12 protein-coding genes are annotated in these 12876 nt (G+C 59.7%); 10 read left to right on the plus strand and 2 right to left on the minus strand.

The genetic code is table 11. The features are described 5' to 3' along the window. Positions 1-4: 4 nt before the first annotated feature. Both ACH79_RS16630 and ACH79_RS16635 read left to right on the plus strand, forming a co-directional pair. The gene (locus ACH79_RS16630; RefSeq protein ID WP_161851948.1) at positions 5-709 is read left to right on the plus strand and encodes an SDR family NAD(P)-dependent oxidoreductase; all 705 of its coding nucleotides are present in this window, start codon (positions 5-7) and stop codon (positions 707-709) included. 75 nt (positions 710-784) lie between these two features. Continuing rightward, positions 785-1606, plus strand: coding sequence for an enoyl-CoA hydratase-related protein (locus tag ACH79_RS16635; protein WP_161851949.1), 822 nt, complete (start codon positions 785-787; stop codon positions 1604-1606). A 16-nt stretch (positions 1607-1622) separates the two neighbouring features. Here ACH79_RS16635 and ACH79_RS16640 read toward each other — a convergent pair whose 3' ends face one another. Next, positions 1623-2216 carry a TetR/AcrR family transcriptional regulator gene (locus ACH79_RS16640; RefSeq protein ID WP_161851950.1) on the minus strand — a complete coding sequence of 198 codons (594 nt, stop codon included), beginning with the start codon at positions 2214-2216 and terminating at the stop codon, positions 1623-1625. Between the two features lie 461 nt (positions 2217-2677). Here ACH79_RS16640 and ACH79_RS16645 point away from each other — a divergent pair, with 461 nt between their 5' ends. The 3 genes from ACH79_RS16645 (at position 2678) to ACH79_RS16655 (ending at position 5433) form a co-directional block, all read left to right on the plus strand. Next, complete coding sequence (locus tag ACH79_RS16645; RefSeq protein WP_161851951.1) at positions 2678-3541, plus strand: alpha/beta fold hydrolase; 864 nt, start codon at positions 2678-2680, stop codon at positions 3539-3541. Between the two features lie 34 nt (positions 3542-3575). After that, positions 3576-4580, plus strand: a complete 1005-nt coding sequence (locus tag ACH79_RS16650; RefSeq protein WP_161851952.1) for an NADP-dependent oxidoreductase — start codon at positions 3576-3578, stop codon at positions 4578-4580. A gap of 73 nt (positions 4581-4653) precedes the next feature. Further along, a complete protein-coding gene (locus tag ACH79_RS16655) occupies positions 4654-5433 on the plus strand; it encodes an SDR family oxidoreductase (protein WP_161851953.1) in 780 nt (259 codons plus the stop codon). Positions 5434-5617: 184 nt separating this feature from the next. On the opposite strand, the gene ACH79_RS16660 is transcribed toward ACH79_RS16655, so the two are convergent. After that, positions 5618-6604, minus strand: a complete 987-nt coding sequence (locus ACH79_RS16660) for an MDR family oxidoreductase (RefSeq protein WP_161856400.1) — start codon at positions 6602-6604, stop codon at positions 5618-5620. Between the two features lie 396 nt (positions 6605-7000). Here ACH79_RS16660 and ACH79_RS16665 point away from each other — a divergent pair, with 396 nt between their 5' ends. The 5 genes from ACH79_RS16665 (at position 7001) to ACH79_RS16685 (ending at position 12866) form a co-directional block, all read left to right on the plus strand. Continuing rightward, positions 7001-7390, plus strand: coding sequence for a helix-turn-helix domain-containing protein (locus ACH79_RS16665; RefSeq protein WP_161851954.1), 390 nt, complete (start codon positions 7001-7003; stop codon positions 7388-7390). Between the two features lie 417 nt (positions 7391-7807). Further along, entirely contained in the window at positions 7808-9403 is a 1596-nt protein-coding gene (locus ACH79_RS16670; protein WP_161851955.1) for a class I adenylate-forming enzyme family protein, read from the plus strand. Between the two features lie 112 nt (positions 9404-9515). Next, positions 9516-10715 carry an ABC transporter substrate-binding protein gene (locus ACH79_RS16675; protein ID WP_161851956.1) on the plus strand — a complete coding sequence of 400 codons (1200 nt, stop codon included), beginning with the start codon at positions 9516-9518 and terminating at the stop codon, positions 10713-10715. 71 nt (positions 10716-10786) lie between these two features. Further along, positions 10787-11887, plus strand: a complete 1101-nt coding sequence (locus ACH79_RS16680) for an NADH:flavin oxidoreductase (RefSeq protein ID WP_161851957.1) — start codon at positions 10787-10789, stop codon at positions 11885-11887. 187 nt (positions 11888-12074) lie between these two features. After that, complete coding sequence (locus tag ACH79_RS16685; protein WP_161851958.1) at positions 12075-12866, plus strand: crotonase/enoyl-CoA hydratase family protein; 792 nt, start codon at positions 12075-12077, stop codon at positions 12864-12866. Positions 12867-12876 lie beyond the last annotated feature (10 nt).

The raw sequence follows: 12876 nt of genomic DNA on the forward strand, positions 1-12876 counted from the left end.
ATAAATGACCGAGAAACCAATCGCGATCGTGACCGGGGTAGGGCCGGGCACGGGAGCTGCCATCGTCAGGCGGTTCTCTGCAGGCGGATTCCGTATCATAGCGCTTGCCCGCTCAGCGGAGCTCATCAATCGCCTTGCGCAAGAGCTTCCCGACGTGCACGCGGTGACCTGCGACGTCTCCGACGAGAGCCAGGTGCGGACCGTGGTTACTGACGTAAAACGCCGTTTCGGCGCGGCCGAAGTTCTCATCCACAACGCGGTCGGAGGAGGCTGGGGAAGCTTTCGCGAAATCGATCCGAAGATGCTGAAGGGCAATTTCGAGGTCAACGTGATGGGCTTGTTGTACCTGGCCCGCGAAGTGGCTCCTGACATGATCGAGAGAGGCAAGGGCGCAATCCTGGTGACCGGCAACACGTCTTCGATCCGGGGGAAGGCCAATTTCGCCGGCTTTGCTCCGACAAAGGCGGCGCAGCGTATATTGGCCGAGTCGATCGCGCGTGACATGGGGCCTCTCGGCGTCCACGTCGCCTATGTCCTCATCGACGCTGTGATCGACACGCCCCGGATGCGTGCGCGGATGAGCGACAGACCGGATGAATTCTTCATCAAGCCTACTGCCATCGCCGACGAACTGTACCATCTCTACGGTCAGGACCGATCGGCATGGTCATTCTTCACGGAACTGCGGCCATTCCGCGAAAATTGGTGACCCTGGCCAGCAAAAGTTAATGCGCCTACGCGTGGCGAAGAGCTCTCCAGACACAAGACTTGAAAGGTCAAAACCATGACTGATGGGTCAATCTCGATTGATACAGGGACGGACGAACTACTGTGTGCAATCCGGGATCGCGTCGCAGTGATCACCTTGAACCGACCGGAAGCACGAAATTCGCTTTCCGACCATCTCACGCCAGCGCTGCGCCGAATGATCAAGCGCAACGGTGATGATCCGGACGTGGGTGCACTGCTGATCACCGGTGCAGGCAGCGCTTTCTGTTCGGGCGGCGACGTCAAGGGGATGGGCGGCAACTCTGCCGCATCGGCCATGTCATTCAGTGACAAGGTTGCGCGATTGCAGGAACGTCAACGAACCCTGACCGGCGTACTCGTCTCGGTGCGTAAACCAACCATCGCGGCCTTGCCGGGACCGGCTGCTGGCGCTGGGCTTGCGATCGCGCTCGCCTGCGACGTTCGTATCGCAGCCGAATCCACCATCATGACGACTGGTTATGCCAGAATTGCGCTCACGGGCGATTACGGCATTTCGTGGCTGTTGACCCGGCTGGCCGGGACGGCGCGTGCCCGCGAACTGATGTTCCTGTCCGAACGGATCGATGCACGCCGCTGCGAAGCACTGGGGCTGGTGAATCGCGTGGTGCCTGATGTTGACCTGCAGGATGAAGCGTTTGCATTGGCGAGGACGTTGGCGAACGGTCCGGGGAGTGCGTTTGCTTCCATCAAGGATAATCTCGATCTTGCGCTGTCGGCTGACTTCTTGACATCATTGGATCATGAGGCCGAGAAGATGGTCCTCGCAGCGAGCACCGCGCAGCATACCGAAGCCGTGCGGGCCTTCATCGAGAAACGCGCTCCTAATTTCAGGTGAGACTAGGCGGCTGAAGTCACTCCTCGGCCGATTTGTTTTCCGGGGATAGTCCGGCAATATCCGCCACCACGGCCGCAATCAGCGATTCCGCCAGAGGGTCGTCCGCAATCACCCGAGACAATATGACAGCGCCAACCATCTCCGAGAGGATAGCCGCGGGATGTCTGCTGCCAGCGGCCCCTGGGTTCGCGGACGGCAGCTTCGCAATCTGGTCGAGATAGCCTTGAATCGCCGTGATGAAGACGGCGCGGAGAGCGCGATCGTCGCTCCGCGCGGCGTCTACGGCCAATGCTGGCAGAATGCACCCGGACCCTGGATCGTCACGGTGAGCCGATGACACATAGCCTTCGATAAGCGCGCGAAGCGGATCTTTGGGCTTTTGGGCCAGTCCATTCTTTAGCAACGCTGTCGTGTTGGCGATCGCACGTTCGCTGGCCTTGACCGCCAGATCATCCTTTGAAGCGAAGTTGCGATAGAAGCCGCCATGAGTCAGCCCGGCTGCTTTCATGATATCGGCAACGCCGATCCCATCGAAACCATGCTCGCGCAGCAGGCGCGCCGCAGTCTCGAGGATCTGCTCGCGGTTCTCCAGCGCCTTTTTGCGCGACACCCTCATGGTTTGCTCACTCCGCTTGTCGCAGGACCGGACCTTCGTACGATGGTCCTCGCCACGGGCCGAGCATTCTCAGATTCGCAAAAACTCCGCTTGACATGTTGCATGACGACCATCATCTATCCGATAAGATGACGGTCGTCATCAAAAAAGTGAAGCGAAATGACCGCCGCAGCCGACGAAGCGGACCGTTTCATAGTTGAGAGGTAAAATAATGCCGGGCTTGAGGGCGCCGGAGTGCAAGACAGCATTCCTCGCCGGCGCGTCGAGTGGCTAGGCGGCGCGGCAGGTCGCATTCGCCCGGCGTCCTCGCACGCTGTTCGACAAGATTCTGCGATCGCAATCCGGGCTGGCGTAATCAGCACGTGTACTGCCGCGCAAATGGAGAGCCGTGCCGTCCGGCCGATTATCCGTCCCATCTTGGAGTTTTCGGTCCGAGCCGGACTATGGAGAAGACCATGTCAAGTACTGTTACTAACCTCGGGCGAGGGGTGCGCTACATAGATGCACCCACGCTCTCGATAAATGTCGGGGGGACCAGTTTCGTCTACCGCGACATCGGTCCTCGCACCGGCGTGCCGCTAATTCTTCTCAACCATTGGGGCGCGGTTCTCGACAATTTTGATCCGCGGATTGTCGATGGTCTCGCCAGCAAGCATCGCGTGATCGCGACCAATTACAGGGGTATCGGTGCATCGGGCGGAACAGCGCCCGTGACCGTCGATGAAATGGCGCGGGATGCGATTGCCCTGATCCGCGCGCTGGGCTTCGAGAAGGTCGATCTGCTCGGCTTTTCCCTCGGGGGATTTGTGGCGCAGGACGTCACATTGAAAGCACCGGACCTGGTGCGAAAGCTCATTTTGACTGGCACGGGGCCGGCGGGTGGCGAAGGTATCGACAAGGTGTGGCCGGTATCCTGGCCTTTGATGATCAAGGGCTTTCTGACGCTGCGGGACCCAAAATTCTACCTGTTTTTCACGTCCACGGCCAATGGCCGCCAAGCGGCGGCAGCCTTCCTGAAACGGCTGAAAGAGCGCAAGGCAGGCCGGGACAAGGGGCCTACGCCCAGCGCTTTCTTGCGGCAAGTCAAGGCGATCACTGCTTGGGGCCGACAGGCGCCTCAAGATCTCGGCAGCATCCGCATCCCGGTGCTGATCGCGAATGGCGACAGCGATATCATGGTGCCGACCTCAAACAGCATCGATATGGCGCGCCGTATCCCGGGCGCAGAACTGATTATCTACGAAGATGCCGGTCATGGCGGGATTTTTCAGAACCACGCCGTTTTCGTGCCGAAGGCCTTGTCCTTCCTCGGCGCCTGACGCCGCGACAGTATTTCAGATTGGAGAAGACACCATGAAGGCATTCGTTGTCGACAAATACAAAAAGAAGGGCGCTCTGCGCTTGACCAAAGTACCGGAGCCGGAGGTGCGAGACGATGATGTCATGGTTCGAGTTCACGCAACCGGTGTGAACCTTCTGGACTCCAAGGTGCGGAACGGAGAGTTCAAACTCTTCCTGCCGTATCGTCCGCCTTTCGTTCTGGGCCACGACGTTGCCGGGATCGTCACCCGGGTTGGCCCGAAGGTCAGGCGGTTCAAGGCGGGCGACGAGGTCTATGCACGGCCGCGCGATCATCGGATAGGAACATTCGCGGAATTCATTGCCGTGAATGAAACCGACGTGGCGCTAAAGCCCAAAAACATCAGCATGGAAGAAGCCGCCTCCATTCCGCTGGTGGGGCTGACCGCCTGGCAGGCGCTGGTGGAGGTAGGCAAGCTGAAGCCCGGGCAGAAGGTCTTCATTCAGGCCGGCTCCGGTGGTGTGGGGACTTTTGCCATCCAGCTTGCCAAGCATCTCGGCGCGACCGTTGCGACGACGACGAGCACGAAAAATGTCGAGCTGGTCAAGAGCCTCGGCGCGGATGTGGTCGTCGACTACAAGTCGCAGGATTTCGAGAAGGTTTTGTCGGGCTACGACGTGGTCTTGCACAGCCAGGACGCCAAGACGCTTGAAAAATCCCTGCGCGTGTTGAAGCCGGCTGGTCTGCTCATCTCGATCTCGGGGCCGCCGGATCCCGAATTCGCTAGGGAATTAGGGTTGAACCTGTTCCTGAAGCTGGTGATACGCCTCCTGAGCCGTGGTGCGCGGAAGCAAGCCAAAAGCCTGGGTGTGCGCTTCTCATTCCTGTTCATGCGTGCGCAGGGGCAGCAGCTGAGCGAAATCACGTCCCTCATCGAGTCTGGCGTGATCCGTCCGGTCGTGGATAAGGTCTTTCCGTTTGAGAAGACCGGAGATGCTTTGGCCTACGTCGAGACCGGACGCGCAAGAGGTAAGGTCGTCATTGCAGTGAAGCAATAGGTCCCGAAATGACGCTGCCTGAGTTGCGACGCCACGACGCCGGCCGGCCACCAAACACATCCGAGGAAACAACATGACTCAATCCAAGAGCGACAGCCAACCTTCCGTACAGGGCGTTGCACTCATTGTTGGCGGCGGCCCGGGCATCAGCTCGAGTTGCGCCCGGCTGTTCGCAGAAAGCGGCATGCGTGTCTGCGTCGCAGCCCGGAATCCCGAAAAAGCGGTCCTTGAGACCCTCGAAAAGACGCACGGCGTACGTCGATACGCCTGCGATGCCAGCGAACCGGCGGCCGTGGCGCAGTTGTTCGGAAATGTCGTTCAAGACATCGGGACGCCGAGGCTTGTCGTGCATAACATCGATGGCCGGGTTCCCGGCATTTTCCGCAAGAGCGTTATCGAAGCCGATCCCGTGATGGCGCTCGAGACGCTTCGAAACTCAGCGTTCTCTGCGTTTCTGGTTGGTCAACAGGCCGCCCGGCTCATGCTCGGAAACGAACCCGACACCAATGGCGCGAGAGGAACGATCATCTTCACGAACGCCAGCGCGGCGCTCAAGGGCTTCCCGTCAAGTGGCGCTTTTGCAATGGCGTGTCATGCCAAGTCCGGACTCGCGCAAAGCATGGCAAGAGAACTGATGCCGCAGGGGATCCACGTTGCGAATGTGCCGATCGACGCCGCGATCGGCTGGACTCAAGCGGACGGGACCCGCGCGCACCGGCTGGCGGGAACGACCGTCGACGACAACATGGCCGACCCCGTCCATATCGCGAAAACCTATCTTCAGCTTCATCAGCAGCATCGGTCGACCTGGGCGTTCGAAGTCGTGCTCCGACCGTGGGCCGAGAAATGGTGACTCGCACTTGCTTTGGTCCGTACCTACGAAGCGCGATTGACCATTGCCTTTCGAGTTGACGTGCCTCTCGCCGACATCGGCCGCAAAGTTGGCATATAATGGTCTCCAAGAGGATTTTGCTGCCTTGTTGCCGCGCGTCCGGTTCTCATCGAGGCGTCGCCAAGCAAGTCCGGTCGCAACATAGCTAGGCATTGACGTCGACTACCGTGCGGCCCTGGACCTTCCCGGCGAACATTTGGCGCACCACATCGGGGACCTCCGCGAGGCCGACCACCTGCATCGTTCGGGCGAGCTTGTTCAGGTCCAGGTCGCGAGCCAAACGCGACCATGCCTCGATTCGCGCCTCCTGCGGGGCATTCACCGAGTCGATTCCAGCAAGTGTGACGTTGCGCAGGATGAACGGCAGAACCGTTCCGGGAAGATCGACACCCTGAGCCAGGCCGCAGGCCGTCACCACGCCGCGGTACTGCGTCTGCGCCAATACGTTCACCAGCGTATGACTGCCGACGGAGTCGACTGTTCCCGCCCAACGCTCGCGCGCGATAGGAGCTCCGGGTTCCGAAAGCGTCCGCCGATCGATGACGTCGGCCGCACCGAGGCTCCGCAGATAATCGGCTTCCTCAAGACGTCCAGTTGATGCGACGACGCGATAACCGAGATCGGCGAGGAGAGCAATCGCAATCGAGCCGACGCCGCCATTGGCGCCGGTTACGAGGATGTCGCCACGCTGCGGTGTAATGCCGCCATGTTCGAGGGCGAGTACCGACAGCATCGCGGTGTAACCGGCCGTGCCGATTGCCATGGCATCCTTCGTGGATAAGGGAGCGGGGATCTTCACGAGCCACTCGCCTTTGATCCGCGCTTTCTGTGCGTAACCGCCGTGGTGGGTCTGGCTCAGTCCCCAGCTGTTGGCGACAACGCGGTCTCCTACGGCGATGCCGGGATAGGAGGATGCCTCCACCGTTCCAGCAAGGTCGATACCGGGAATGAGGGGAAACTGGCGAATGATCTCTGCGCGCCCGCTAATGGCCAGCGCATCCTTGTAGTTCACGGTCGAATAATCCACGGCGACGGTAACGTCGCCGGACATGAGATCCTGGTCGTTCATTTCGACCACGCTGGTCGAAATCTTTCCGTCTGTCTTTGCTGCCAGCAGTGCCTTGAACGTCATCGCCATACCCTAGGTCAGTGTTGCGTTGCCACGGACCTAGGGTCGCGCCTCTTTTTCGCAAGAAGGCACAATTAAAGCGGCTACTATCATTTATGGACGTACCCGACGCGCGCCAAAGCGCGAAGCCAAGGCCTTGGTCGATATGACAGCGAGCCTGACATGGCGACGTAGTGCGGGCTGTCGACGAGTTCTCTTACCCAGGTCATGCCCTTTTTGGAGAAGGCATCCATTGTATTAGGATCGTCATGTGATAGCGTATCCGGGTCCAGGCATCGACAGCAACTACAGAGCCTTCAAAGTGGACGAGTGTGACCGAAGCGTTCGGTGCCATCGAACAGGCTTCAGGTTGCGGGCCCACTATGCCGTTAGAACGTACGATCATTTATGGAGGTCTCCATGCGTCCAAGACGGTTTGACGCGAAAAGCGGATGCGCGGTCGGGGTGACACTGTCCGTCATTGGCGGCATGTGGAAGCCACTGATCCTGTTCCACCTCTTCGCTGGCAAGAAGCGGTTCATGGAACTGTCACGAGCCATCCCTAACGCCACGCAGAGGATATTGACCCTACAATTGCGCGAGCTGGAGGCCGATGGCGTGATCGTGCGCCGTGCCTATCCGCAGATTCCTCCGAAGGTGGAATATGAAATCTCGGCCTTCGGCCAGAGCCTCGAGCCCGTACTGCTTTCGCTTCGGAGTTGGGGCAAGCAATATGGAGGTTCAATTGAAGGCGTCTCTCAGCCACACCACGCGCCTGAAGATCGTCAGCTAAACGCATGCGCCCTGTAAGGGTTGAATGAGTGATCGCGGACCCTGTCCTGCATACACATCGCTTGCGTCGGCCGACGTGAGACGTCTCACGCTCGCGCCACTTCCATCGCCGGCTCGGTTTCTTCCCGTCGAACGCTGACGCGCTTTATCATGAGCGGAAAGCTGTCGCTTCAGGGTGGTACGGCTCTGCCGTTTTCGCAGGCGTGTGCCACAAGCGAGCCTTATCCCACGGATTTATCCGAACGACTTACTCGTGACGTCGAATTCCAAATAGGAATTATGGACGTACGACTGACGTAGGCGTGTCTTTTCAAAACGATAGGCGGTCATCCGGCTTGACAGTTCTATTTTAGAACTGCTTAATCGAAGGAGCGGACCTGACCGTTTGTTGGCGGCTGCGCAGCGCTCCGGAAAGAGGGCGCGAGGGAGGATGGCATGAGGAGCGTGGACGAACTCACTGCGGCCGAATTGCTCGATGGCCTGCCTTCAAGAGTGCACGAGGTCTACGCGCCGTTCGTGCGGGACATCCCGGATCATCCGGCCTTCGTTGAAGGGGGGCGTTCGTGGAGCTACCGGCAATTCTCGGAGGCTGTCGACGCCGTAGCCAAGGATCTTTCCGATTTGGGGATCAGGCCGGGCGATCGCGTGATGATTGCGAGCGAGAACAGCGTGGCCCTGGGGGCGATGCTATTCGCGGCGAGCAAGCTCGCTGCTTGGGGCATTGCGGTTAATCCTCGCCTCTCGGCCAGAGAGATCGACCTGATCGGGACACACAGCGGCGCACGACGCGTACTGTTCAACTCGGCGCTTTCGAAGGAAGCAGCCGATCACGCCAGCCGCGTCGGCGCCAAAATAGACGCTGTTGGACCGTTCGGTGGAATCGGTATTGGTCCACTCAATGCGGATGCGCAAGCGGAGCCCGTCGAGAAGGATGGCGCCCGCCAGGTCGCGGGCCTCCTGTACACCTCGGGCACGACCGGTGCTCCGAAGGGAGTCATGCTGAGCCACCGCAATCTGCTCTTTACCGCAAGGACTTCGGGAATTCTTCGCCAAAGCGGTCCAGCCGACCGCATCTACGGCGTGCTGCCGATGTCCCACATCGTCGGGTATTCGATCCTGCTGATCGCCACGCTGATGCACGGCGGCACATTGTATGTTGTGGCCAAGGCCGATCCCGCCGCGCTGGCCCATGCCATAGCCGAGGAGGGGATTACGAGCCTGTTCGGTGTTCCCGCCACATATCAGCGTCTGCTCGAACACAAGGCGGTCAAGGGCATCCAACGACTCGAGCGAGGCAAGCTGCGGATCATGGCCGTCGCTGGCGCTCCGCTCGACCTCGATCTGAAGAAGCGGATCGAGGACGAATTCGGAATCCCGCTATTGAACAATTACGGCATAACCGAATGTTCGCCGGGCCTATCGGGTGTCCGTTCAGAACACCCTGTCTCGGACGAGTCGGTCGGCCCCTTTCTTCCCGGTATCGAGCATCGGATCGTGGACAGGCAGGGCAAGAACGTTGCGACGGGTGAGGTCGGCGAACTGCGCGTCCGAGGCCCCAACGTGATGCTCGGCTACTATCGCGCTCCCGACCTGACGGCGGCGGCGATCGATGACCAGGGATGGTTCAACACAGGGGATCTCGCTCGGGTGAACGGCGAGGGCCATCTCTACATCGCTGGCCGAACCAAAGAACTTATCATCCGCTCCGGCTTCAACGTTTACCCCGCCGAGGTGGAGGCGGTGCTGAACGCACACGACCAGGTCGTCCAATCAGCTGTGGTAGGACGACCGATTGATGGCAACGAGGAGGTCGTCGCGTTCGTGCAGCTTCTCCCCGGCGCCAGCGTCAACGCCGAAGAGCTGAAGTCATACACGGCCCAACAGCTCACTTCGTACAAGCGGCCGACTGAATTGATCCTGCTCGATGCTCTGCCCTCAGCCTCCACCGGCAAGATACTCAAACACAAGCTGCGAGAGATGGCGATCGAACGGGCGGCCGGGAAGGTGTCCGATGCCGCAGCCGCGGGCTGAGTGATGCACTGCAAGGGATGGGCGAAGCCGCACCAGGGGTCGGTGCCGAGGCCGTACGGAAATTCAACGATTGATGAGCGGCGCAACCCGTCGCCGCACAAGGGAGAAGTCGATGTTCAGGAAGTCCATACTAGCGGCCGCGATCGGCGTGACGATTGTCGGCGCGCACGCGCGTGCGGACATGCCCGGCGTCACGAGCGCCGAAGTGAAGGTGGGGGCTACGTTCCCGTTTAGCGGTCCCGCGTCGCCGCTCAGCAATACCGGGAAGGGTCTGATTGCCTACATCAATTCGATCAACGAGCGCGGTGGCATCAACGGCCGCAAGATCAATCTCATCACCTACGACGATGCTTACAGCCCGCCCAAGACGGTGGAGCAGACCAGGAAGCTTGTCGAGAGCGATGAAGTGGCCTTCCTGTTCGGCCCGCTCGGTACTCCCGGTATCGGCGCCACCATCAAGTACGTCAACGCGAAGAAAGTGCCTCATCTATTCGTGGTAAGCGGCGTCACCAAATTCACGAATTTCGCTGAATTTCCGATGACCACCACTGGGTTGCCTAGCTATGATACGGAAGGGCGGATCTACGCGAAATACATCACCCAGGCCCGGCCAGACGCAAAGATAGCGATCCTGTATCAGAACGACGATTTGGGTAAGGACTTCCTCAATGCATTCAAAGGTTATCTGAAAGAGGACTTCGACAAGAAAGTTGTATCGTCCTCCTATGAAGTGACCGAGCCGACGATCGATTCCCACGTGGTGAAGTTGAAATCGTCTGGTGCGGAGGCGTTCCTGGTTGCCGGCACACCGAAGTTCGCGGCTCAGGCCATCAAGAAGGCCGATGAGGTCGGTTGGAAGCCGCTGTTCCTGATCAACTTCGTTTCGAGCTCGGTCTCTTCGACCATCGTTCCCGCGGGACCGGAAAAGGCGGTGGGCATCGTTGCGGCAACGATCACCAAGGATCCGAACGACAAGAAGTGGGCCGACGACCGCGGCATCAAATGGTACCGTGAGCATTTCGCGAAATACCTGCCGGGTGCGGACATTGGTGATGCCAATTATCTGTTCGGTACGCAGCAGGGACAGATCCTTGAGCAGGTGCTCAAGCAGTGCGGTGACGATCTCTCGCGCGAGAACATCGTCAAGCAATCGCGGAGCATACGCGGGCTGTCGCTTCCCACTCTCATACCGGGTGTTACGATCAACACAGGCCCGGAAAGCAGTATGGCGTACACGCAGTTGCAGCTGCAGCGCTGGAACGGTACGACGTGGGAGCAATTCGGTAACGTACTCAGCGCCGATGGAAAGTGAAGTGTGCTTTCTGAAGATGCAATGCGGGTGATCTGAGCCCGCAACGCCACTAACTGAATCATGGAGCATGAATGTCCAGCGACGTACTTTTCCGGCCTTTCAAGCTGAAAGGGCTGAACTTGCCGAACCGGGTGGTGATGGCGCCGATGACGCGCTCATTCTCTCCGGGCGGAATTCCGACCGAAGACGTCGCGCGATACTACCGCCGCCGTGCCGAAGGAGCGGTCGGGTTCATCATATCGGAGGGTACGGGCGTGGATCGTCCGGCATCCCTGAACGATCCGAATGTTCCCCGCTTTCATGGCGAGAAGGAGCTGGCAGGGTGGCGGCGTGTGGTCGACGAGGTGCACGCCGCCGGCGGCCTGATGGCGCCGCAGCTATGGCATGTCGGAGCCGTTCGCACGCGCGCCCAGAATTGGTCTCCTCCCGGCGCCTACGACAGTCCGTCCGGCCTGTCGCGACCGGAGAAGAAGTTCGGCGAGCCGATGAGCGAGGAGGACATTGCAGACGCCATTCGCGCTTTCGCCGACGCGGCGCTTGCGGCGAAGCGTCTGGGGTTCGATGCCGTCGAATTGCACGGCGCGCACGGCTATCTGATCGATCAGTTCTTCTGGGAAGGTACCAATCGCCGAGAGGATACGTATGGGGGCAAGGACCTGCCCGGCCGGGCCCGGTTTGCCGCTGATATCGTCCACGCGGTGCGCAAGTCAGTAGGAACGGATTTTCCGATATTGCTCCGGATCAGCCAGTGGAAGCAGCAGGACTTTGAGGTAAAGCTGGCCGACACGCCTCGCGCATTGGAAGCCTGGCTCAAACCTTTGGTCGACGCGGGAATCGACATTCTGCATTGCTCTCAACGGCGCTTCTGGGAGCCGGAGTTCGATGGCTCCGATTTGAATTTCGCCGGATGGGCGAAGAAAGTAACGGGAGTGCCGACGATTTCGGTCGGGTCGGTCGGTCTGACCGGCGAATTCATCGCCGCATACGGCGGCGAGAGTTCCCGTCCGGCGTCCCTCGACGAGTTGATCCGCCGCCTCGATCGCGAAGAGTTCGATCTCGTCGCGGTGGGCCGGGCGCTGCTTCAGGATCCGCAGTGGCTACTGAAGGTGCGTGACGGCCGGACGGAAGAACTGATGGCTTTCGAACGAACTGCGTTCGCTGAACTGAGCTAAGCGAGCGACGAAAGGGTTTCACGGCAGGGCGATCGCCACTGAATAACGGTTATCAGAATGTTTTGTAACCAGTGTTTCGGCGACTGTTCAAAGCTGGCTGGCAAGCAATAATCGGCTGCACGCCAGTCGACGGGGGAAGCCTGCGTGTCGTTGCGCAGTCGCCTGGAAGCCGTTCGGAGACTTGCAAATGAACGAGACGAAAACCCAGGTTGGCCAGATCCGGACCGAGGTGCACGGGCACGTCTTCAAGATCATCATCGACAATGTGGCGAAGAAGAACTCCTTCAGCCCGCAGATGATGGCGCAGATGTCGGATGCGATGACGCTTCTCGACCGAACGGACGATTACTGGGTCGGGGTGCTCTGTGCCGAAGGCCCGGATTTCACGGCCGGGCTGGACATGCCGAAATTCTTCGGACCCAAGGCCGAGAATACCGAGATCAAGCCCGGCAACATCGATGCGTTCGCGCTCAAAAGCCGGTGCCGCAAGCCGATCGTGACGGCAGTGCAGGGGATCTGTTTCACGATCGGTATCGAGATGATGCTGGCTGGCGATATCGTTGTGGCGGCCGATGACGCCCGGTTCTGCCAGATGGAATCCAAGCGCGGGATCGCGCCACTTGGTGGCGCGCACTTCCGGTATTTGACGCGGGCAGGATGGGGAGATGCGATGTATCACCTGTTCTTGTGCGACGAGTTCAACGCAGCGCGGGCTTACAAGATCGGATTTGTCCAGGAGGTCGTTGCTCCTGGCCAACAGATTGCCCGCGCAATGGAGATTGCGGATCTGATCGCCAGGAACGCTCCGATCGGAATTCAGGTAACCAAGGAAGCCGCGCTGAAATACATCGAGGCCGGTGAAAAAGCTGCGATCGATTACATCCCGAAGATCAAGGATCGCGTCTTCAGCAGCGAAGACATGAAAGAAGGTATCCAGTCTTTCGTGGAACGGCGCTCGGCAGTATTCCGCGGGAAATAGAGATCCCGCG

Source organism: Bradyrhizobium sp. CCBAU 051011 (assembly GCF_009930815.1).
GTDB lineage: Bacteria > Pseudomonadota > Alphaproteobacteria > Rhizobiales > Xanthobacteraceae > Bradyrhizobium.

Excerpts from the sequence above, each read along its gene's own strand:
- ACH79_RS16665 (WP_161851954.1), top strand. The coding sequence starts at position 7,001 with ATGCGTCCAAGACGGTTTGACGCGAAAAGCGGATGCGCGGTCGGGGTG.
- ACH79_RS16655 (WP_161851953.1), top strand. The coding sequence starts at position 4,654 with ATGACTCAATCCAAGAGCGACAGCCAACCTTCCGTACAGGGCGTTGCA.
- ACH79_RS16675 (WP_161851956.1), top strand. The coding sequence starts at position 9,516 with ATGTTCAGGAAGTCCATACTAGCGGCCGCGATCGGCGTGACGATTGTC.
- ACH79_RS16635 (WP_161851949.1), top strand. The coding sequence starts at position 785 with ATGACTGATGGGTCAATCTCGATTGATACAGGGACGGACGAACTACTG.
- ACH79_RS16645 (WP_161851951.1), top strand. The coding sequence starts at position 2,678 with ATGTCAAGTACTGTTACTAACCTCGGGCGAGGGGTGCGCTACATAGAT.
- ACH79_RS16685 (WP_161851958.1), top strand. The coding sequence starts at position 12,075 with ATGAACGAGACGAAAACCCAGGTTGGCCAGATCCGGACCGAGGTGCAC.
- ACH79_RS16680 (WP_161851957.1), top strand. The coding sequence starts at position 10,787 with ATGTCCAGCGACGTACTTTTCCGGCCTTTCAAGCTGAAAGGGCTGAAC.
- ACH79_RS16670 (WP_161851955.1), top strand. The coding sequence starts at position 7,808 with ATGAGGAGCGTGGACGAACTCACTGCGGCCGAATTGCTCGATGGCCTG.
- ACH79_RS16630 (WP_161851948.1), top strand. The coding sequence starts at position 5 with ATGACCGAGAAACCAATCGCGATCGTGACCGGGGTAGGGCCGGGCACG.
- ACH79_RS16660 (WP_161856400.1), bottom strand. The coding sequence starts at position 6,604 with ATGACGTTCAAGGCACTGCTGGCAGCAAAGACAGACGGAAAGATTTCG.
- ACH79_RS16650 (WP_161851952.1), top strand. The coding sequence starts at position 3,576 with ATGAAGGCATTCGTTGTCGACAAATACAAAAAGAAGGGCGCTCTGCGC.